This is a genomic window from Devosia riboflavina (assembly GCF_000743575.1).
Classification (GTDB): domain Bacteria; phylum Pseudomonadota; class Alphaproteobacteria; order Rhizobiales; family Devosiaceae; genus Devosia; species Devosia riboflavina.
Genome location: NZ_JQGC01000017.1, coordinates 1 through 21,767, shown reverse-complemented (window position 1 = coordinate 21,767; position 21,767 = coordinate 1). Strand labels below are relative to the sequence as shown.

At 61.0% G+C, this 21,767-nt stretch carries 18 protein-coding genes; 11 read left to right on the top strand and 7 right to left on the bottom strand.

All coding sequences use genetic code 11. The annotated features are described in order from the left end of the window. Window positions 1-317 precede the first annotated feature (317 nt). Window positions 318-1,442 carry a GGDEF domain-containing protein gene (locus tag JP75_RS25445; RefSeq protein WP_160194707.1) on the bottom strand — a complete coding sequence of 375 codons (1,125 nt, stop codon included), beginning with the start codon at window positions 1,440-1,442 and terminating at the stop codon, window positions 318-320. Window positions 1,443-1,631: 189 nt separating this feature from the next. On the opposite strand from JP75_RS25445, the gene JP75_RS16860 reads away from it, so the two are divergent. Continuing rightward, window positions 1,632-2,357: a DNA alkylation repair protein gene (locus tag JP75_RS16860; protein WP_035085588.1), complete on the top strand. Its 726-nt coding sequence runs from the start codon at window positions 1,632-1,634 to the stop codon at window positions 2,355-2,357. Between the two features lie 3 nt (window positions 2,358-2,360). Here the strand turns inward: JP75_RS16860 and ubiG are convergent, their stop codons facing one another. After that, window positions 2,361-3,101: a bifunctional 2-polyprenyl-6-hydroxyphenol methylase/3-demethylubiquinol 3-O-methyltransferase UbiG gene (gene ubiG / locus JP75_RS16855; protein WP_035085323.1), complete on the bottom strand. Its 741-nt coding sequence runs from the start codon at window positions 3,099-3,101 to the stop codon at window positions 2,361-2,363. Between the two features lie 184 nt (window positions 3,102-3,285). Here ubiG and JP75_RS16850 point away from each other — a divergent pair, with 184 nt between their 5' ends. The 7 genes from JP75_RS16850 (at window position 3,286) to JP75_RS16820 (ending at window position 11,976) form a co-directional block, all read left to right on the top strand. After that, window positions 3,286-4,551, top strand: a complete 1,266-nt coding sequence (locus JP75_RS16850; RefSeq protein ID WP_035085320.1) for an aspartate kinase — start codon at window positions 3,286-3,288, stop codon at window positions 4,549-4,551. Between the two features lie 69 nt (window positions 4,552-4,620). Then, entirely contained in the window at window positions 4,621-6,888 is a 2,268-nt protein-coding gene (gene ptsP, locus JP75_RS16845; RefSeq protein ID WP_035085318.1) for a phosphoenolpyruvate--protein phosphotransferase, read from the top strand. A gap of 78 nt (window positions 6,889-6,966) precedes the next feature. Further along, entirely contained in the window at window positions 6,967-8,043 is a 1,077-nt protein-coding gene (gene prfA, locus JP75_RS16840; RefSeq protein WP_035085316.1) for a peptide chain release factor 1, read from the top strand. Beyond that, window positions 8,040-8,945: a peptide chain release factor N(5)-glutamine methyltransferase gene (gene prmC / locus JP75_RS16835; protein WP_035085315.1), complete on the top strand. Its 906-nt coding sequence runs from the start codon at window positions 8,040-8,042 to the stop codon at window positions 8,943-8,945. Before prfA ends, prmC begins: the two co-directional genes overlap by 4 nt. Window positions 8,946-9,284: 339 nt before the next feature. Next, the gene (locus tag JP75_RS16830; protein ID WP_051960826.1) at window positions 9,285-9,911 is read left to right on the top strand and encodes a DUF4167 domain-containing protein; all 627 of its coding nucleotides are present in this window, start codon (window positions 9,285-9,287) and stop codon (window positions 9,909-9,911) included. A 235-nt stretch (window positions 9,912-10,146) separates the two neighbouring features. Then, window positions 10,147-11,037: an alpha/beta fold hydrolase gene (locus JP75_RS16825; RefSeq protein WP_051960825.1), complete on the top strand. Its 891-nt coding sequence runs from the start codon at window positions 10,147-10,149 to the stop codon at window positions 11,035-11,037. A 147-nt stretch (window positions 11,038-11,184) separates the two neighbouring features. Further along, the gene (locus JP75_RS16820) at window positions 11,185-11,976 is read left to right on the top strand and encodes an alpha/beta fold hydrolase (protein WP_035085313.1); all 792 of its coding nucleotides are present in this window, start codon (window positions 11,185-11,187) and stop codon (window positions 11,974-11,976) included. Window positions 11,977-12,110: 134 nt separating this feature from the next. On the opposite strand, the gene JP75_RS27385 is transcribed toward JP75_RS16820, so the two are convergent. Both JP75_RS27385 and JP75_RS16815 read right to left on the bottom strand, forming a co-directional pair. Then, window positions 12,111-12,443, bottom strand: coding sequence for a CPCC family cysteine-rich protein (locus JP75_RS27385; protein ID WP_201772947.1), 333 nt, complete (start codon window positions 12,441-12,443; stop codon window positions 12,111-12,113). Between the two features lie 14 nt (window positions 12,444-12,457). After that, window positions 12,458-12,787, bottom strand: a complete 330-nt coding sequence (locus JP75_RS16815) for a hypothetical protein (RefSeq protein ID WP_152565892.1) — start codon at window positions 12,785-12,787, stop codon at window positions 12,458-12,460. 1,117 nt (window positions 12,788-13,904) lie between these two features. On the opposite strand from JP75_RS16815, the gene clpB reads away from it, so the two are divergent. Then, window positions 13,905-16,520 (top strand): ATP-dependent chaperone ClpB, encoded by a 2,616-nt coding sequence (clpB, locus tag JP75_RS16810; RefSeq protein ID WP_035085307.1) that lies wholly within the window; start codon window positions 13,905-13,907, stop codon window positions 16,518-16,520. A gap of 157 nt (window positions 16,521-16,677) precedes the next feature. Here clpB and JP75_RS16805 read toward each other — a convergent pair whose 3' ends face one another. Next, window positions 16,678-17,676 (bottom strand): MBL fold metallo-hydrolase, encoded by a 999-nt coding sequence (locus JP75_RS16805; protein WP_035085305.1) that lies wholly within the window; start codon window positions 17,674-17,676, stop codon window positions 16,678-16,680. 98 nt (window positions 17,677-17,774) lie between these two features. On the opposite strand from JP75_RS16805, the gene JP75_RS16800 reads away from it, so the two are divergent. Together JP75_RS16800 and JP75_RS16795 are read left to right on the top strand one after the other, a co-directional pair. Continuing rightward, window positions 17,775-18,692, top strand: a complete 918-nt coding sequence (locus tag JP75_RS16800) for a LysR family transcriptional regulator (protein ID WP_051960824.1) — start codon at window positions 17,775-17,777, stop codon at window positions 18,690-18,692. A gap of 61 nt (window positions 18,693-18,753) precedes the next feature. Further along, the gene (locus JP75_RS16795) at window positions 18,754-19,095 is read left to right on the top strand and encodes a VOC family protein (RefSeq protein ID WP_035085303.1); all 342 of its coding nucleotides are present in this window, start codon (window positions 18,754-18,756) and stop codon (window positions 19,093-19,095) included. Window positions 19,096-19,099: 4 nt separating this feature from the next. On the opposite strand, the gene JP75_RS16790 is transcribed toward JP75_RS16795, so the two are convergent. Next, window positions 19,100-21,070, bottom strand: coding sequence for a M23 family metallopeptidase (locus tag JP75_RS16790; RefSeq protein ID WP_035085301.1), 1,971 nt, complete (start codon window positions 21,068-21,070; stop codon window positions 19,100-19,102). A gap of 88 nt (window positions 21,071-21,158) precedes the next feature. Beyond that, window positions 21,159-21,395 carry a hypothetical protein gene (locus JP75_RS26315; protein ID WP_152565891.1) on the bottom strand — a complete coding sequence of 79 codons (237 nt, stop codon included), beginning with the start codon at window positions 21,393-21,395 and terminating at the stop codon, window positions 21,159-21,161. Window positions 21,396-21,767 lie beyond the last annotated feature (372 nt).

Below are 21,767 nucleotides of genomic sequence, written 5' to 3'. Positions count from 1 at the left end.
TGAGGACAAAAGATATCCATCTTATCCCCGCCTCCAATTCTGCCCCCATAATAGCCCCATCCAACCTCGCACGGACGGTCTGCAGACGACAGTAGCGAGGGGGCCCGGCGCTGGATCGTCTCCAGCGTACGTTCGGGGCTGGCCGCCTGCGACGAGCGATCAAGGGTCGCCCATAGTTCCCGCCCGAAAAGAGGGCACTCCGGAGCGGTATCCGCTTCAATTATCAAAATACTTCGAGGCGAATGCCGCTCCGGGGTCCGTCCAACAGCAAAATCCCACGGCGAAGGCCGATGGGAGCGCATGGTCGTGGCCTGGCTTCAGATACCGGCGAGGACATGCGTGCCGCGGCCGCGATGCTTGGCGCGGTAGAGCATGGTGTCGGCCTGGGCGAGGGCGAGGTGCGGATCAATCCCCAGCGGGGCGCCGCCGATACTGACCCCGATCAGGGCCTTTTCGCCTTCGGGCAGGTCGAATGGTTCGGCCATGGCCTGGGTGAGGCGTTCCGCCAGCAGACTGATCCGGTCGGCCGGATAGTCTTCGAGAATGAGGACGAATTCGTCGCCGCCCAGACGCCCAACCAGATCGGAGAGACGGACATTGTCCTTGAGCCGTTGCGCGACAGCCTGCAGCAACGCGTCACCGGCACCGTGGCCAAAGTTGTCGTTGACGCCCTTGAACCCGTCGAGGTCGAGATAGAAGAGGTAAGGCGTATGGGTCTGGACGGGTTTTCGCGGGCCGGGGCGGTTGGTGGCCAATTGCTGCAATGTGCTCATCACCTGGGCCCGATTGGCGAGGCCGGTCAAAGCGTCGTTATAGGCCAGGTATCGGCTCGTCGCCTGCGCCTTGATCAGGCTCGCAAGACGCTGGTGGCTGGTCTTGATGAGCAGGATCAACCCGCCGACCCAGATGGGGGCGTGCAGGAAGACCATCAGCATTTCGGGAGGGCCGGAAATGCCCGCTGCGGCGATGAAGGGCAGCATGACGATCAGGGCCTGCGTCGTGGCAAAACGCGGTACGCCACTATTGGTGATGCAGAAGCCGAAAACGAGCCCGGTCACGACCAGGGCGCCGAGAACGACGATGGCCAGTTGGCCGCTCGAAATGGCGGCGACGCCGGCAAGGCCGATGCCCACGGCATAGAGGAGCCCCGCCTCGACCACCATGCGCATGGCGTTTTCGCTTTCCGGCGCTGCCGCTGCGCGCATCAGCGAATAGAGGCGAAGCGCCAGCGCGGCAGCTATGGCGGCGCCAACCCAGATGCCTTCCAGCGCGTCCTTGAGCAGGCCGATGGCGGCGACGAGGATGATCACGCTGGCTGCGCCAAGGGCGACGGCGGTCTTGCTCGTCACGAGGGTACGGCACAATTCGGCGCGAATGTTCTCATTGGCCGGGTCAGCCGGCGTCGTCAGCCAGTCAAAGGCCGCCTGTCTCAAATTCTTCACGGGCGATGTCGCACTGAATTGCTGGCTATCGGGCATGGAGTGGCTATCAAAATCCCAATCGCTGATTTGATCGTGCCCCGGCGAGCATTTTCGATGCAGTGTGTTGAGCAGGCGTTAAGGCAGATCATCGAACTCGATCTGATGGCGATTTTCGTGGTGATCTCAAGCAAGCAACGGGGAGGGCAGGCGATGGCTGATCGTTTTCCGAGGTCCGAGGATTTTGTCAGGGCCCTCGAAGCCAACCAGTCCGACGAGGAACTGCGCAAGATCGGGCGCTATTTCAAATCGGGAAAGGGCGAATATGGCGAGGGCGACCGGTTTATCGGCGTGCGCATGGGCACGGTCTTTGCGCTCGCCAAAGAGCATGTGCTGATGCCGCTCGATGAAATCGAAAAGCTCCTCGACAGCGATATCCACGAGGCGCGGGCCGGTGCGGTTTCGATCATGGCCAAGCAGTTCGGCCTCAAGAAAACCACCCAAGAGCGGCGTGGGGAATTGGCGGCGCTCTATCTGCGGCGACACGACCGGATCAACAATTGGGACCTGGTCGATCTTGGCGCGCCGCAGATCGTCGGCGTCTGGCTGCGCGATCGCGATCGTTCGGTGCTCTACACGCTGGCCCGTTCAGAAAATCTCTGGGAACGGCGTACGGCCATGCTTGCGACCATGGCCTTTGCCCGCAAGGGCGATCTCGACGACGTCTTTGCCATCGCCGAAATTCTCGTCCACGACCCTCAGGATCTCATCAACAAGGTGGTCGGCGGCGTGCTGCGTGAGACCGAGCGCTCTGCGCAGGAGCGATTGCGCGCCTTTCTCGACAGGCATGCCGATACCATGCCGCGCGTCGCTCTGCGCTATGCCATCGAGCATTTTTCCGCTGCCGAACGCGCCGAATGGCTCAAGCGCGGCAAATGAAAATCAGGCGGTAGGGCGTTCCGCCAGCAGCATGTAGTTGACCGCCATATCCGAGGAGAGCCGCCATTCGTCGGCGATGGGATTGAAGGTGACGCCCTTGCCCTCGGTGACTTTCAGCCCGTTGCGGGTGAGGAGACTGCGTATCTCGTCGGGGGTAAGAAACTTCTTCCAGTCATGCGTGCCCTTGGGCAGCCAGCGCAGCACATATTCGGCGCCGAGAATGGCGAGGGCATAGGCGCGGGCAGTGCGGTTGAGCGTGGCGGTAAACATCAAACCGCCCGGCGCCACGAGATCGGCGCAGCTCTTCATGTAGAGCGGCACATTGTCGACGTGTTCCACGACCTCCATGTTGAGGACGACGTCGAATTTCTCGCCGGCCGCGACCAGGGCTTCGGACGTCGTGACGCGATAGTCGATATCGAGCCCCGACTTATCCGCGTGGATCCTGGCGATGCTAATATTGCGCTCGGCAGCATCGACACCGGTCACTTTCGCGCCAAGCCGGGTAAGTGGTTCACAAAGGAGGCCACCACCACAACCGATATCGACGATTCTTAGGCCCTCAAGAGGGCGCATGCCCGAAGTATCACGGCCAAAATGGGAGACCAGATTGTCGCGAATATAGGCCAGACGCACCGGATTGAACTTATGGAGCGGCTTGAACTTGCCCTTGGGGTCCCACCATTCCTCGGCCATGGCCGTGAACTTGGCGATCTCGGCGTCGTTGATCGTGGTCTGGGACATTGCGTGCTCCTTCTTCCCCCATATGGCAGAGCATCCGGGGCTGGTTCAAGGCGCGGGGTGACGCAGGGCGCGATCACTGGTGACGCTGAGCGCGTGATCCCAGTTGATCCTAACCGCGCTTTGTGGCATTTCCCCGCGCTAATGAAAGCGTACCGCCGGGTTCGGCGGAAGACCGGGGAAGAAAGTGGCCCGTATCGTCGTCAAGTTCGGTGGCACCTCGATGGCCAATATCGAACGCATCCGCCATTCCGCCCTCCATGTGAAGCGCGAAGTCGAAGCCGGCAATGAAGTGGCCGTCGTCGTTTCCGCCATGTCGGGCAAAACCAATGAACTGGTTGGCTGGGTCAACGAGGCGAGCAAATTCCACGATGCGCGCGAATATGACGCCGTGGTCGCCTCGGGCGAGCAGGTCACGGCCGGCCTCATGGCGATCGTGCTCAGCGAAATGGGCATCCAGTCGCGGTCGTTCGCGGGCTGGCAGGTGCCGATCCATACCGATGATGCGCATGGCGCGGCGCGAATTACCGGCATCGAGCCGACCGAACTCGACAAGCGCATGAAGGATGGCTGGGTGCCTGTGATCACCGGCTTCCAGGGTATTTCGCCCCATGGCCGCGTGACGACTTTGGGTCGCGGTGGTTCGGATACTTCGGCTGTGGCCGTGGCTGCGGCCGTCGGCGCAGATCGCTGCGACATCTATACCGATGTGGACGGCGTTTACACGACGGACCCGCGCATCGTGCCCAAGGCGCAGCGCATGACCAAGATTTCCTTCGAGGAAATGCTTGAGATGGCCTCGCTCGGCGCCAAGGTCTTGATGATCCGCTCGGTCGAAATGGCCATGGCCCACAAGGTGCGCCTCCTGGTGCGCTCCAGTTTTGATGACCCCAACGCGCCCCAGATTGCGCCTGATGGAAAGCCCGGTGTCCCCGGCACGCTCGTTTGCGATGAGGATGAGATCATGGAAAAGCAGATCGTTTCGGGCGTGACGCTCGCCAAGGCCGAGGCCAAGATCACCCTTCGCGACGTCAAGGACAAGCCCGGCGTTGCCGCTGCCATTTTTGGCCAGCTCGCTGACGAAGGCATCATCGTCGACATGATCGTGCAGAACATTGCCGATGATGGCGCGACCACCGACATCACCTTCACCGTGCCTGACAGCGAATATGACAAGGCGGTCAAGGCGCTTGAACAGAATGGCGGCAAGTTCGAATATGCCCGCCTTTCGGGATCCAAGGGCGGGGCGAAGGTCTCGGTTGTGGGCGTCGGCATGCGCAGCCATGCGGGCGTTGCATCGTCCATGTTCAAGGCCCTGGCCGACAAGGGCATCAATATCCAGCTGATCACGACTTCGGAAATCAAGACCTCGGTCCTGATCGATGAAGAATATGCTGAGCTTGCGGTTCGCGCTCTGCACACCTATTACGGATTGGACAAGAAGGACGCCTGATCTCGTTTCGAGGGGAAAGGAGCCGCGTCCGAACTAGGGGGGCGGCTCGGCGGGGCTGCCGATAGTGGGATGGTCACGACCATAGGCGGCCCAAGGGTGCTGCTGCGGCAATTGCGCGAAACCATGGCGGAGCCTCTGGCTTCGCAGGCGCGACTCGACAAGATCGTGGGCCTGATCGCCGACAATATGCGGGCCGATGTGTGCTCGTTCTATGTATTGCGCGATGACGGTGCGCTCGAACTCTTCGCCACCAAGGGCCTCAAGGCCGAATCGGTCCACATGACGACGCTGCGCCTCGGCGAGGGTCTTGTGGGCCTGATCGCGTCCGAGGCCGAGCCGCTCAGCCTCGACGACGCCCCGAGCCATCCCGGCTTTGCCTATCGCCCCGAAACGGGCGAGGACAAATATAATTCATTCCTCGGCGTGCCGGTGCTCAGAGCCGGGCAAACCCTGGGGGTTCTGGTCGTCCAGAATGCCGAGCGCCGCCACTATGGCGAGGATGAAACCGAGGCCATGCTGACTACGGCCACAATCCTTGCGGAAATGGTCGCGACCTCGGATTTCGACAATCTGATCAAGCCGGGGTCCGATATCGATCTCAGGCGTCCCCGCATGTTCAACGGCGTTAGCTTTACCGATGGAATCGCGCTCGGCACCGTGGTGCTGCACGATCCCCGCGTGGTCGTCGTCAACTTCATCGCCGACGATACCGAGGCGGAAAAGGCGCGGCTCGACAAGGCCTTGGCCAGCATGCGCGTCTCCATCGATGCCATGCTCGACCATGGCGACATGCAGCCCAGTTCCGACCATCGCGAGATTCTTGAAACCTATCGCATGTTCGCCAATGACCGGGGCTGGGTGAACCGGCTGACCGAGGCGATCGACAATGGCCTGTCTGCTGAAGCTGCGGTGGAGCGGGTGCAGAACGATACCCGCGCCCGCATGCTGCGCCAAACCGACCCCTATATTCGCGACCGGCTGCACGATCTCGACGATCTCGCCAATCGCCTCCTGCGCGTCCTGACCAATACGAGCCAGCCCGCGCATCGCGAACTGCCCGACAATGCTATTCTCGTCGCCCGCAATATGGGGCCGGCGGAACTGCTCGAATATGACCGCAAGAAGCTGCGCGGGCTTGTGCTCGAAGAGGGCGGGGCGACGGCGCACGTTGCCATCGTTGCGCGTTCGCTTGGGCTCGTGGCGGTGGGGCAGGCCGATTCCATCGTCTCCATGTGCGAAAGCGGCGACGACATCATCATTGATGGTCCAGCCGGGCAGGTGCATCTGCGGCCGACGCCCGATGTCGAACAGACCTATGTCGACAAGGTGCGGATTTCGGCCAAGCGCCGGGCGCACTATGCCGCGCTCAAGGACAAGCCGAGCGTCACCAAGGACGGCGTCGATATCACGCTGCTGCACAATTCCGGGCTCGTGGCCGACCTGCCTATGCTCGACGATACCGGTGCGAGCGGGGTCGGTCTCTTCCGCACCGAATTGCAGTTCATGATCGCGAGCAAGCTGCCGCGTCTGCAGGAGCAGGTCGACCTCTATGCCGAGGCCATGGCGATTGCCGGCGACCGGCCGGTGGTCTTCCGTCTGCTCGATATCGGCGGCGACAAGGTCGTGCCCTATCTGCGCTCGATGGCTGAGGAAAACCCGGCCATGGGCTATCGCTCGATCCGGCTTGGCCTTGATCGGCCGGGCCTGCTGCGCACCCAGGTGCGGGCGCTGCTGATGGCGGCCAAGGGGCGCCCGCTCAAGATTCTCGTGCCGATGGTCACGGAGACGTTTGAGTTCCGTCAGACCAAGCTCGTGGTTGCCAAGGAAATGGAGCGCCTGCGTCGTGCCGGCGAGCCCATACCATCGCGGCTTGAACTGGGGGCCATGGTGGAAGTGCCATCGCTGCTGTTCGAGCTGGACCAGATCATGCCCGAGGCCGATTTCGTTTCTATCGGTTCGAACGATCTCGTGCAGTTTCTGACCGCCGCCGACCGGGCCAATCCGCGCGTTTCCAAGAATTATGACGCCATCGCCTTGCCCCGTCTGCGCGCCATGCGGCTGGTGGTCGATGCGGCACGGCGGCACAATAAGCCGGTGACCATGTGCGGCGAATTGGCGGGCAAGCCGATGGAGGCGCTGGCACTGATGGCCATTGGCATGACGCGGCTTTCCATGGGGCCGGCATCCATCGGGCCGATCAAGGAACTGGTGCTCAATGTCGACCTCAAGCCGATCCAGGATTCGGTTGCGGCGGCCCTGAGCGTGGGTGCCGATGGCGTCGCTATTCGGGACTTGTTGAAAGAATGGGTGGAGAAGCAGAACCTGCCCATGGGCTAGGGTCTCGACCCTAGTTCTGCTTGCGATTGGCGGGGATGGCGACTATCCAGAGCCCCGATAGCTCCGGAAAGATCCCGAATGCCTGCTTTGCCTGAGGACAAGCTCGACGCGCTTGCCACCCGTTTCCAATATATCGAAGCTGCCCTTTCCGGCGGCGCGAGCCCGGATGAGCTGGCAAAACTCTCCAAGGAACATTCGGACCTTTCCCCGATCGTGGGCGAAATCAATGCCTATCAGAAGGCCCAGCGCGACCGTGCCGAGGCCGAGTCCCTTGCCAGGGGACCGGACAAGGACATGGCCGAAATGGCCGCCGCGGAAATCGAAGAACTCGATGAAAAGATTGAGCTTCTTACCCAATCGATCCGCGTCATGCTGCTGCCCAAGGACGAGGCCGACGAGAAATCGATCATCCTCGAAATCCGTGGCGGCACGGGTGGCGATGAAGCGGCGCTGTTCGCTGGTGATCTCTTCCGCATGTATGAGCGCTATGCAGCGCTGCGCGGCTGGAAGGTCACGCTGATGGAAGAGAGCCCTGGCGAAATGGGGGGCTACAAGGAAGTCATCGCCAATGTGTCGGGCAAGGGCGTTTATGCGCGGATGAAATATGAGTCCGGCGTGCACCGCGTGCAGCGTGTGCCGGCGACAGAAAGCTCGGGTCGCATCCATACTTCGGCGGCGACGGTGGCGGTGCTGCCCGAGGTAGAAGACATTGATATTGATATCAAAAATGAAGATATCCGCATCGACACGATGCGCGCTTCGGGTGCCGGTGGGCAGCACGTCAACACCACCGACTCGGCGGTTCGCATTACCCATTTGCCGACCGGGATTGTCGTCACGTCGGCACTGAAATCGCAGCACCAGAACCGGGCGCAGGCCATGGTGGTGCTTAGGGCGCGGCTTTATGAAATGCAGCGCGAGGAGCGGGATAGCGCGCGCTCCGCCGAGCGCAAGGGGCAGGTGGGTTCGGGGGATCGTTCGGAGCGTATCCGGACCTATAATTTCCCGCAGGGACGGGTTACCGATCATCGCATCAACCTGACTTTATATAAGCTCGACAAGGTGATAGCGGGCGAAGCGCTGGACGAACTGATCGAGGCGCTGATCACCGAAAACCAGGCGGCGCAGCTCGCCGCCATGGAGAGTTCCAACTGAGTGACGAGGTTACTGTCGGCGCGCTTTGGCGGCGCTGGCGGGATGTGTTCACGGAAAAAGGCGTTGGCACGGCGACGCTGGATGCCAAGCTTCTGGTGGGGCACGCGCTCGGTTTTAATGCGCTGCAATTGGCGGTGCGTGAGAGCGAGTTGGTTAGCAGACTGTTAGCATCTGATGTCACCAAGTTGATGCAGAAGCGGCTGACCGGTGAATCGGTGGCGCGGATTCTTGGGCACAAGGAATTTTATGGGCTCGAGTTCGCGCTGAACGAAGCGACGCTGGAGCCGCGACCCGACACGGAACTGCTGGTCGATCTGGCGCTGAAGGCGCTGCCGAAGAGTGGACGGTTCGTCGATCTTGGGACGGGATCGGGGTGTATTCCGATTTCGGTTTTGGCGAACAGGCCGGATGCGCGCGCGGTGGCGACGGATATCAATCCGCGGGCGCTGGAAATGGCGGGGCGGAATGCCGAACGGAACGGGGTGGCTAATCGATTGCACCTGAGACAAGGGGATTGGTTCGGGGCTCTGGCCCCCCTCCCCACCCCTCCCCGCGAGGGGGAGGGTGCTGCATCGGGCGCGGGGCTGGACGTGCGCTTCGATCTCATTCTTTCCAATCCGCCCTATATCTCGTCCGAGGTTGTGGAGACACTTTCGCCCGAGGTGAAAGACTTTGATCCGCGGCTGGCGCTGGATGGGGGACCGGATGGATTGGGGCCTTATCGGATCATTGCAGCCGAGGCGGCGCGGTGGTTGAAGCCTGGTGGCAAAATTCTGGTCGAGATCGGCTATGATCAGGGGGAGGCGGTTTCGAATCTCTTTGGGGCGGCAGGTTTTTCGCAAATTGCGGTCGAGAAGGACCTGGCGGGCCTTGATCGTGTGGTTTCGGCGCACCACATCTAGCGTGTCGAAAGGCAGAAACTGGGCACAAGATACTTTGTGCTGGTCAAGATCGGCGAAAACCGCTAGTTTGACCCTGCTGTCAATGGCGCATCATGGGCGCCGCGGCGACCACACCCTATATCCAAATCTTGCGGCAGGGGCCGTGCTTGTTCCCTTTGGGGACTAAGCGGGATCAAAAGGGCGGATTATTCCGGGGGCGCTGCAGAGAGCATACGGTCTTCATGAAACCAGTATAACCCCATCCACAGCGATGTTCGCGGGATGTGGGGCGAGACCCGCCAAAAGTCCGGTCCGCCCAGATGTGACGCTTACCGATCTAGAGTTAGACAAAGCGACCCGATGAGACCAAACCAGAACAAGAACCGGCAGCGTGGCCGGAACGGTGGACGCAAGCACGTCAATCCGTTGTCGCGCAACTATGAGAGCAACGGTCCGGACGTAAAGGTCCGCGGCAATGCGGCTCATGTCGCCGAAAAATACCTGCAACTGGCGCGCGATGCCCAGTCGTCTGGTGACTCGGTGATGGCGGAGAATTATCTCCAGCACGCAGAACATTATTTCCGCATCGTCTCTTCCGCCCAGCAGGCCATGAATGGCCAGCGCGATGGCCAGAACCAGGACGATAACGAGTTCGATGACGATGTCTCGGAAATGAACTCGCGCTTCTCTTCGCCCCAGCCGGTGCAGGTCAACAATGGCCACGAGGCCAATGACGAGCAGCCCGGTGTCGTGGCCGCCGTCGCTGAAAGCGCCGAGCCGGTTGCGGCAGAGGGTGGCGAAGCGGCTCAGCCGGCGGTTGCTGCCGAAGGCGGCGAACAGCCGGCCCGCAAGCCGCGCGAGCGTCGTCCGCGCCGCCGTCGTCCGGCTGGCGGGGAAGGCAATGTCGATCCCGCCAATGCGCCGCAGCCCGATGTCGGCGAATTGCCGGCCTTCCTGACGGCAGGGACGGCTCCGGCAGCGGAGTAAGAATTTCAGAAAAAGGCCGGGCGAGATGCCCGGCCTTTTGTTTTTGGCTGCTGTTGCGGCCAAGACGCGTCGCGGTCCCGTCCGATCTGGCGCGCAGTCTTCCCCATTGCATTTCTGTTGTTTGGCGGTTTGGCAGTCTCACACTGCCCCGGGCCGAGGCAGTTTGTTCGGCTCCCCTGTCGAAAATGCCATCGCTCATTCGTCGCCCTGACAATTGCACCTCAGGGGAATGACCATGCTGAAACTTTTGGCCAGCCTTCTTGCAGCGACAGCTTTCGTCTTCGCCAATCCCTCCATTCGCGCCCAGGAGGCGGACATGTCTCTTCCTACCCCAAGCCAGTCGGGCTATGCGCCCGTCAATGGCATCGACCTGGCCTATGCCGTTTTCGGCGAGGGCGAGCCGCTGGTGCTGCTGCATGGCGGACTGCAGAATATGAATGATTTCGGTCCCACGCTCACCGCACTGGCGAAGGGGCACCAGGTGATCGCCGTGGATTTTCAGGCGCATGGCCGCACCTTGCCCTTTGATCGGCCAATGAGTTTTGAAGCTTTCGCGACCGATGTCGCCGAACTCATAAAATGGCTGGGGCATGAACGGGCCGATGTCGTGGGCTATTCCATGGGTGGGATCACCGGCATTCGCCTTGCCATCGATCATCCCGAAGTGCTGGACCGGCTGGTGGTCGCCTCGGCGCCCTATGCCTATTCCGGCTGGCACGACTATAACGCCCAGGGGATGCGGAGCATCAGCGCGGAGCAGGCCGAGGGCTTGATGCAAACCCCGCTCTACGAAGCCTATAAGGCGATCGCGCCTGACCCTGCCAATTTCCCAAAACTGCTCGGGCAGATGGGTGCCTTTATCGGCAATGACTATGACTGGTCGTCTGAGATCGGCGAGATCAAAACCCCGACCCTGCTTGTCGTCGCCGATTATGACGCGGTGCGGATCAGTCATGCCACCCGCTTCTTCGAACTTTTGGGCGGTGGTCAGGCCGATGGCGGCTGGGCCGGCGAAGGCATGACGCCCAATCGGTTTGCCGTCGTTCCCAGTGCGACGCATTACAACATCAATACCGATCCGCGGTTTGCCGAGGCGGTGATCGACTTTCTGGCGATCGAGGAATGAGGGAACTAGGCTGAGGATCCGAAGCCGGGTCTGGGCCTGCGGGCTCAAGGGGAGGCGATGTTGAAAGCAATTGTCGGGGTGCTTTTGGTTTTCGCCGCGCTGGCGGCGCCCACAAAAGTTACGGCCCAATCAGGAGAGGGAAACACCATGTCGCAGGCGATCGAGAGCGGATATGCGCCGGTTGAGGGAACCGAGCTCTATTACGAAATCCATGGCGAAGGTGCGCCGCTGCTCATGCTGCATGGCGGCGTGAACCCTTCCGGTTTCTTCGGTGCGCCGCTTGCGGCCATGGCCGGGGCTTTCAAGGTGATCGCCATTCATGCGCGCGGGCATGGTCTGAGCAAGGATAGCGACACGCCCTGGTCCATCGAGCAGGCGGCCGATGACGTTGCCGCGGTGCTGCGGGATCGCGGAATCGAGAAGGCCAGCGTCATGGGCTATTCGTTCGGTGGCAAGATCGCGATCCAGTTTGCCATTCGACATCCCGATATGCTGGAAAAACTGGTGATCGTGTCGGCCGGCTATGCCCGGAATGGCGACTATCCGGAAGTCAGGGCGGCATTCGAGAAAATGCCCGACATGGCCGATGCAATCGGCGGCAGCATCGCCCAATCGCCTCTGGCTGAGCTTTACCCGGATGTCGATTGGGTGAGGGTGATGCGCAAATCGGGCCAGCTCGGCGTCAGGGACTATGACTGGTCCGAAGGGGTCAAAACCATCAAGGCGCCGACGCTGCTGGTTTTCGCGGATGCCGATTCCATCCGACCCGAGCATGTGGTCGATTTCTACAAATTGCTCGGTGGCGGGCAGAGGGACGCGGGCCTCGATGGATCACTGCGCTCCCCAAGTCGGCTGGCCATCATTCCGGGGGTGACGCATCATACGATTATTGGGGCGCCGGCGGTGTTTGAGCATGCGAGGGCGTTTTTGCAGGGGTAGGTGGGCGGGAGGCCTCGGTGGCCGAAGTGGTGCATTTAGACTCGGCTGCTTTCGACCCCATTCCAGTCGGAGCACGGCGTCTGGCCGTTTGCCAAAAGAGGACACTAGATGCGCCGAACTCGCTATCGGCTTGTCTAGCTCCGAATAGTCGCCAGACAGGAGCGAGAGCAGCGGAACTCTGACCTTGCCCAAAGAGGGGATGTCGACAAGTCAGCTGGCAGCTCGCGTGGTTCTGGCGGACGAACATGCGGCAACGACAGTCGGTCCTTGGCCCCATACTCGCGGAAATTTCTGCGGGTTGTGGAAAGGCTGACGCGATTTGCACCCCCTGCATAGTTTTCGTCCGCTGCCTGGACAGGGTCGTCTTCCCAGAAGCAAACCGGGCAGACTTCGTAGCCTCCAGCGGGCGGATAGACATACGTTAGAAACCCGCAGCATGAACAGGGAAAGCGTAGGATAATACTCACTTTCTCAACTGCGCTTAGACCCTGATGGCGGGGCGTCCCCCCTCAAGCCTTCGTCGAAATTCCATCATTGCTGCTTGGTCGTATTCGATCATCCTGTCGAGCAGTGCGTCTTCAACTGCCGCCCAGTGGACAAGCATGTCTCTTCCATCCGCTCCTTTTCGGAGGTCAAAATCGCTCAGGTCGGGGTCAACGACCTCGCACATGTCTTCAGTTGCTGTAGTGAGACCAGACCAGTTTTCATCGGCAACCACGAGGTAGTGGCGCACGTCCGCTGAGTGCGCCGGAAGCCGGGGCCAATAGATCGAATACACCGTGCGATTGACCCGCAGATCTCCATCGAACATTCTTGTCAGTACTATCATCGTGTGTCCGCAAGTTTGGGATCGTAGAGGCACTCAGTATCTACGTTGGGAGAGCACCTATTCATGCTGCGGTCGCAACTTTACGTTGCCTCCTTCGTCAATGGGCCCTAGCAACGTACGCAACCCGATCAAAGGCCCTTCCGGTCGCCTTTGACGTGGACGGGTGACAGTTGCGTCGATCGGCTCGTTACCGGTCGTCCGACGGAAGCCACGATCCCGGGAAGTATCCAGGGTCCGGGACCGTCAATTTCCAAATTGCTCCGTCGGCGCGGCATTTGAATAAGCGACTCGGAAAGGCGCCTAAGGGGCTTTCAGGCTGGAGGAGTTCTTCACAAACGTTCATTTCTTTCTGTCTCTCGATCCAGGACACAAAGCGCGTGTGTTCGCCCAACGAGCTAAAGCCGTGAATTTCTTCCCATGTGCATTCCGACATTACTTTATCCAGGTTGGATTGAGGGGGTTAAGATTCTGATCGAAATAGATCTGGTTACCACCACCCACTAGGCCACGCTGAGGCGCCGCGATACCTTCAAACAGACGAGTTCCGGCAGGTACTGTCATTTCAACAACCCTTGTCGCGGTGTTTCCCCAGTTTTGATCCAGTGCGCTGTCTATCACCGATGCTAGCGGCCCCGTGGGCTTGGTCCTCGTCCAATATCCTCCGTCTACCCGGCCGTTGTCGCCGATGACTCGATAAGGCGTTGTTGGCGCAGTGGTCATGACTTACGCGTAGGTACCGCTTCGGAAGGTATTCGCGATATCTAGAGCGAGCGGCCCAGAGTTCATAGGGCCGTATTGGGCGATGGTGCTTGTTGGAATGACAGTGTGTTGGCCGCTTTTCTATCTGCAGCTCCAAAACCTGACTGTCGGCTTACCACCCCCTTGCCGACATTGTCGCAACAGACCAGGCTGGGACCTCTCAAGGACGCAGCGCCGCTTCCAATTTAGCTCCGCCACGGCATTGCCCGTTCTAAAAACCTCCCCATATATCCTCGTGTGACGGAGCGCGCCGGGTTGCCGGGCGTTTTGCACACGACGCTTCCGTCGTCATGCCGGTGCCTATCGAGGGCTGGGTGGCGAGCGAGACAAGGAGAGTTGAATGAATATCGAAAAATATACCGAGCGCTCGCGCGGCTTTATCCAGAGCGCGCAGACGGCAGCTTTGGGCAAGGGCCATCAGCAGTTTGCGCCGGTCCATCTGCTTAAGGTGCTGCTTGACGATGACCAGGGGCTCGCCTCGGGGCTGATCGAACGCGCGGGTGGCGACGCCAAGGCGGCGCGGGCCGGCGTTGAAGCTGCGCTCAACAAGATTCCAAAAGTTTCGGGCGATGCCGGGCAGCTTTATCTCAGCCGCGAACTGGCGCGTGTTTTCGACACGGCCGAGAGCGCGGCGCAGAAGGCTGGTGATAGCTATGTGACGGCCGAGCGGCTGCTTTTGGCGCTGACGGTCGAGAAGGATACCGATGCGGGCAAGATTCTGGCTTCGGCTGGGGTGACGCCGCAGGGGTTGAACACGGCCATCGAGGAAATTCGCAAGGGGCGCACGGCGGACTCGGCTTCGGCGGAGAATGCCTATGATGCGCTGAAGAAATATGCGCGCGACCTGACGCAGGATGTGCGCGAAGGTAAGCTTGATCCCGTTATTGGGCGGGATGAGGAAATCCGGCGCACCATTCAGGTGCTGAGCCGGCGGACCAAGAACAATCCGGTTCTTATTGGCGAACCCGGCGTGGGCAAGACGGCGATTGCCGAGGGTCTCGCTATTCGCATCGTCAATGGCGATGTGCCGGAATCGCTCAAGAACAAGAGCCTGCTTGCGCTCGACATGGGTGCGCTGATTGCCGGCGCGAAATATCGGGGCGAGTTCGAGGAGCGGCTGAAGAGCGTGCTCAACGAAGTGCAGTCGGCCGAGGGGCAGATCATTCTGTTCATCGACGAAATGCATACGCTGGTGGGGGCGGGCAAGGGTGATGGCGCCATGGATGCGTCGAACCTTCTCAAACCCGCTTTGGCGCGCGGCGAACTGCACTGCGTGGGTGCGACGACGCTCGATGAATATCGCAAGCACGTGGAGAAGGACCCCGCGTTGGCCCGGCGGTTCCAGCCGGTGTTTGTGTCCGAGCCGACCGTGGAAGATACGATCTCGATCCTGCGGGGCTTGAAGGAAAAATACGAGCTGCATCATGGCATTCGCATTGCCGACTCGGCACTGGTGAGCGCGGCGACGCTGTCCAACCGCTATATCACCGACCGTTTCCTGCCCGACAAGGCCATCGACCTGATGGACGAGGCGGCGGCGCGGTTGCGCATGGCGGTCGATAGCAAGCCCGAAGCGCTGGACGAACTCGACCGGCGCATCATGCAGCTGAAAATCGAGCGCGAGGCGCTGAAGAAGGAAACCGATGACGGGTCGAAGACTCGTCTCGATCGGCTGGAGCATGAGCTTTCCGGGCTCGAGGAACAGGCGCAGGCTTTGTCCTCGAAGTGGCTTGCGGAAAAGGAAAGGCTGCAGGGATCCACAAAGCTCAAGGAAGAGCTGGATGCGGCGCGTTCGCAGCTCGAAATTGCGCAGCGCCAGGGCGATCTCGCCAAGGCGGGTGAGCTGGCCTATGGCGTCATTCCCGATCTCGAAAAGCGGCTGAAGACGGCCGATGATCCGGATGGCGACGGCAAGCCCGATCCGCTGATGGCCAAGGAAACCGTGGAGCCGACCGACATTGCGCAGGTGGTGTCGCGCTGGACCGGCATTCCCGTCGACCGGATGATGGAAGGCGAAAAGGAAAAGCTCCTCCATATGGAGAGCTCGCTTGGCGCTCGCGTCATCGGGCAGGCCGAAGCCGTGGCCGCGGTGGCCAAGGCCGTGCGGCGGTCGCGCGCCGGCTTGCAGGATCCGAACCGGCCGATCGGCTCGTTCATGTTCCTCGGGCCAACGGGCGTCGGCAAGACCGAATTGACCAAGGCTTTGGCGCAGTTTCTCTTTGACGACGAAACCGCCATGGTGCGGCTCGATATGTCGGAGTTCATGGAAAAGCACTCCGTGGCTCGGCTGATCGGCGCGCCTCCGGGCTATGTCGGCTATGACGAAGGTGGTGTGCTCACGGAAGCCGTGCGGCGCCGGCCCTATCAGGTCGTGCTCTTCGACGAGATCGAAAAGGCGCATCCGGATGTGTTCAACGTTTTGCTGCAGGTGCTCGATGATGGGCGGCTGACGGATGGGCAGGGGCGTACGGTCGATTTCCGCAATACGGTCATCATCCTGACCTCGAACCTCGGTGCCGAATACCTGGTCGAGCTCAAGGATGGTGAGCCGGTGGAACTGGTGCGCGGAAAAGTGCTCGATGCGGTGAAGGCGGCGTTCCGGCCGGAATTCCTCAATCGTATCGACGAGATCCTGCTGTTCCATCGCCTCGGTCGCGAGCATATGGGTTCGATCGTGGATATCCAGTTTGGGCGGCTCGAAAAGCTGCTCAGGGACCGGGATATCTCGCTCGAACTGACGCCCAAGGCGCGGGAATGGCTCGCCAATGAAGGCTATGACCCAGCCTACGGTGCGCGTCCGCTAAAGCGCGTTATCCAGCGCGAAGTGCAGGATGGCCTTGCCGAGGAAATTCTCTCGGGCAAGGTTGCCGATGGCGAACGCGTGGTGGTCGATGCCGACGATGACGGCATTGTGCTGCTGCCTGGTGGTCACGCCGAAAGCAGGGCCGCCGAATAGGCGAAGAGCATTTTTGAGAGAAGGGCGCCGGTGACGGCGCCCTTTTTGTTTGCCTAAAGCGCGTGGCGATCTTTTAGATTCGCTCTACGCGCTTTCGGTCTTTGGTTTTACGCATGTCTTTATCCCGAAACCGGTACCCACTTTCGGGAGACATGCTCTAGACGCGGAAATCGGGTGGGGCCGCGAGGTAACGATAGGCGGTGCCGTGGCGCTCGACATAGCCGAGCGCGGGGAAATCGAGATGCATGCCGGCGACCATCAGGTCGTCCGTCGCCGCCATATCGAGGAGGCGCTGGCGGGTGGCGATGGCCGAGGCCATGTCGGCATCGAAAGCGACGGACCAATCGGGCCGGGTGAACTGATAGGCCGGCGCGTGCACGACATCGCCCCAGATGAGGAGGGTTTCGCCCTGACTTTCGAGGCGCAGGCCCATATGGCCCGGCGTGTGCCCTTGCATGGGCAGGGCGGTGACGCCGGGGGCGATTTCGGTTTCCTTGGTCATGGCCAGCTCCTTGCGGCCCTCGGCATAGGGCGCGAGCTGGCCGCGCGAGAAGCGGAAATTGGGCTGGAATTCGGGTGGCAGCGAGGCATAGAGCGCCTCGTCATGGGTAAAGCTCCATTCGGCTTCGGCGAGAAGCAATTGGGCATTTGGTAAGGTGCGGGCGCCCGCCGCGTCGGTCATGCCGCCGACATGGTCGGAATGGGCATGAGTGAGAAAAAGCGTGTCCACATCTTCGGGGACAATGCCGGCCTCGGCGAGGCTGCTGCGCCAGGCGCCGAGCGTGGGTGCCATGGCGGATGTGGCGCCGGTATCCACGGCGATGAGGCGATCGCCGCTGCGGATCAAATAGGTATTGATGGAGATGGTGAGGCTCGCCGGATCGTGGGGCTTGTGGGCAATGCGGGCGGCTGCCGTGGCGACCTCGTTCTCCATGCCGACAAGAATCTGGCTCGGCAGGCTGGAAAAACCATCGGCCAGCGCGAAAAGCTCGATATCGCCGACGCGACGGCGGATCACCGCACTGTGGTTGCTGGCCGGGACGCTTTCCGTGGCCTCGGCATTGGCGGTGCGGATGAAAGCCGGCAAGGCGAGGAAAGCAGGGGCAGCAACCAGCGAGGCGAGCAGGCTGCGGCGGGAGAGGGCGGATTGCGTCATGATGAACCTCCAGTGTCGATGACAACGAGGGATCAGTTAGATATAAGCAGATGCGATATTCAGATGGGTTTTTGTTAGGGATTACATAAGGAACGATTATGGACGATCTGGCCCTGCGCAGTCTCGCCCTTGCCCTCGAAACCGGATCGCTGACGGCGGCGGCGCGGCGGCTGGGGGTGAGCCAGCCGGCGATAAGCCAGAAAATCGCCGGGCTTGAGGCCGCTGTCGGCCAGCAATTGCTGGTGCGGTCGCGCCATGGCGTACAGCCGACGGCGGCGGGACTCCTGGTCAATAGGCATGGCTTGCGGGTGCTGGCTTCACTGGCCGAGATGCAATCGGCGCTGGAAGATTTGCGCGGGCAAGTTTCCGGCAAGCTGCGGGTTACCGTCAACATGCTGTTCGGGCAAGCGGTGATGGGACCGGTGCTGGCACTGCTGCGGGAGCGTCATCCCGGGTTGCGGGTCGATGTCATCACCAGCGATGCGGTGATCGATCTTGAAGCGGAAGGCGTCGATATCGCCGTGCGCGGCGGGCGTCCCGGGGACGGGACGGGCCTGGTGCGGCGCATCGGGTTCATGGAAGGTGTGCTTATTGCTTTGCCGGCCTATCTTGATGCTGTCGGCCGGCCAGAGGGGCCGGAAGATTTGCAGCGCCTGAGCTATATTCAATATCGTGACGATCCCGAGGAGCACAGCCTGGCGCTGGCTCGTGGCGAGGAGGCGCTTTCGGCGCCGGTTTCCGTCGCCTTTTCCGCCCAGCATCCCGATCTCACCCTACATGCCGTGCTCAATGGGATCGGTTTTGCCAAGGCGCCGCTTTTTCATATTCGCGACCGGCTGGAGGCAGGGACCCTGGAAGTGGTGCTTCCGGGCTACGTGACCATATCCAAGCCGCTTTATCTCGTATATCGCGCGCACCTGAAGGACACGCCAAATGTCCGCGCTTTTCGTGCGGCGCTGGTCGAGCATCTGGCTGGCCTGCCGGGTTTTGCTATCAGTGCCGATCTTGCGGCTTGAACGGCTTGCTTTTCGTTCAGCGACGATCTAGAACATAACAAGAACAAACAGGTGCGCAAAAATGGCTGACAAGATCGACTATGTCGAGTTTCCCTCGACGGACCGGGCGAAGAGCAGCGCCTTCTTCACTGCGGCTTTCGGCTGGGGGATCACCAGCTATGGGCCGGATTATGACGGGCTCGAAAATGCGGGGATCGATGGCGGTATTGATCAGGCGGAAGGCCGCGTTGCAGCGACCATGGCGATTGTCAGGACGGACGATCTCGACGATGCCGAGCGGCGCGTCATTGCCGCGGGCGGCGTGATCACCCGCGCCCAGTTCGATTTTCCCGGCGGGCGGCGGTTTCATTTCCGCGAGCCCGGCGGCAATCAGCTTGCCGTCTGGGTTGCGCGCGCGGAATAGGCCTTTATGGGGTCTTGGCGGCGGCGACCTGCGTGGGAGTGCCCTCGCGAGCCAGCAGGTCGTCGATCTGGGCCATGGCCTGGTTGAAGGCGTCGCGATATTGCGGCGCCAGCACATTGTCCTTGGGCAGTTTCACGCTCAGGGGATCGACGAGATTGCCGTTGATCAGGATTTCGAAATGGAGGTGCGGGCCGGTCGACTGGCCGGTCGAGCCGACATAGCCGATGAGCTGGCCCTGGCGCACTTTGCTGCCGACGCCGAGCCCGTCGACATAGCGCGAGAGGTGCCCATAAGCGGTTTCATAGCCGTTGACGTGCTGGATCTCGATCTTGTTGCCGTAGCCGGACTGCCAGCGATAATAGGAAATGACGCCGTCGCCGGCTGCATAGATCGGCGTGCCGGAGCGGGCGGCGAGATCGACGCCGGTATGCAGTTTTCGCGTTTTGAAGATCGGATGAATGCGATAGCCGAAGCGCGAACGCAGGGTGCCGCCGCCTTCGAGCGGACGGCGATTGAGGAAGCGTTTGCCGGTTTCGCCATCGGGGTCATAGAAATCGACGGTGCCGTCTTCTGTGGCGAAGCGATAGAGCTGGCGCTTGGTGCCCGAGAGGTTGAGCGAGACATAGAGCAGCTCGGGCTTGGCATCCGGCGCGTCCTGGGTCTCGAGAATTTCGATGGTGTCGCCGGCCGAGATGCGCTTGGTCATGTCGACGTCATAGGCGAACATACCGACAATGCGCTGGATAGTGTCGTCGTCGAGGTCGTGCTTGCGGCCGGTTTCCCAGATCGACCGATAGACCGTGGGCAGATTGCCCACATTGATCTGCTCGATATCTTCATGCGGGAAATCGACCCAATCGGGCTGCAAGCCCACGACATATTGCCCATTGTCGCTGAGGGCGACCGTTGCGATATGCGGATCGCCCTGCACCCCTTCGGGGCGATAGATCGACATGCGGTAGGGCACGAGGCTGTTGCTGTCGCTGGTCAGCGGACCATAGAGAATGCGCAGGCGAATGCCGGCCGGCAGGCCGCTTGCCGGCATGAGATTGGCGAGGGTGTTTTCCACCATCGAGACCTGGGCACGGGTAAAGCCGTTGCGTACCAGGGTATCGGCGAGGGGGCCGACTTCGCGGACGGTCAGAAAACGCTCGGTGCGGCCGGGGCCGTTATTGGCGGCAAGGGTCGTCTTGGGAACGACAGTCACATTTTCCGCAATACCATTGGGAGAAGAGGGCGTGCCCTCCTTGGCCAGCGCATCGAGGCTGGGGCCGAGCGCGGCATAGGCCAGGGTCGGCGGTGCATCTTCCGTGTAGAAGGTCGCTTCGGCCGAACCGCGAACGAAATCGGCGGCCACTTCATCGCTGATGGCGCGGGCGGGAATGAAGCTTGCCGGCATGTCGGCCTGGCGCACGGCGACTTCGCCATCGACATCGGTGCCATAGACGTCGGCATTGAGATCGAGGGCGCCGGCCTGCAGCGGCTGGGTGGCATTGAGAATGGCGACGGGATCATAGGCCGGCGCATCGGCAGAAAGAGAAGTCGCTGTCGTCGCGAGTGTGGCGCGGAGGCGGGTGAAAGGCTGGTTGCGCAGGATCTCGCGGCCATCGACCACCTGGCGAATGGAAGCCTCGATGGTTTCGAGGTCGGAACGGGTGGCAGCGACGGGACGAATACGCGAGGACTTTGCGGTGATATCGGTCGCAAAGGGCTGTTCGAGTTTCGGTGCCGCGAGCTGCAGCGCCTTATAGGCAGTCGAAAACGTGTCCTGGCCCTGGAAGGATACATAGAGCGCCGCGCCCATGAGCAGGACCGAGGTAAGGCCGGTCATCACCGTGCCGCTCAACCAGGCAAAACTCAGCTCGCGACCCTGCGGAATTTCACCGTCGGTCGACTGAACTGTCAGGGCCGGGCCATCTTCGAACCCGCTGGCACGCAGCAGGGAAGCGTGGCGATTTCGTTGCGCAGCGTTCAACGCGCCGTCCTTTGATATTGAATAGGTCTTCCCCCAGGGGCCGAAGCGAGCGGCCTCTTCTCTATATAGGTATAGCGTGAGGCGCAGCCTAAGGAGAGCCGACAATGATTTCAATGGCCGTCATATCTTCCGCAAATGCGGCGAAAGCGCGGAGTTTTGGGATATCGTGCCGTTCGCGATCATAACCGCCCCTATAAAGGGGAGAAGGTCCTGAAAAATCTGCCGAAAACCACAAAGGGCCGGAGGCGCCTGAAATCTCTGGTGATCCAGTCGTGTTTTCCACACGCAGGACGAGGTCAAAACCGAAAAATGTCGTTTTTGTCATGGAGGGGGCTTTACAGGAAAACGGGTCGCCCCTATAACCCGCTCATCGCTGAAGAGCGCGGCGCCAAACGGCGGCGGGCACGGAAGCAAGTCACTGAAAACGAATGATAAATTCGACAATTAAGTGACCGAGAAAATCGGTTCTGCCGAAATTCTGAAAAGCGGTGTTGACAAGGAGCCCTGGTTCACTTATCTACCGCGGCGCTGACGACGCGAACGACTTTGGTTGTTCCCACTGTTTGGCGTTAAAATCTGACAAGGCGGGTATGACGCCGGTTTAGGCCGGGGAAGAACTGCTTCTGGTTGGGTTTGAAATTCGAGGGTAATTCCTCACCGACGTTCTGCCTGTGTGGTTTGAAGGTCAGCTCTTTGA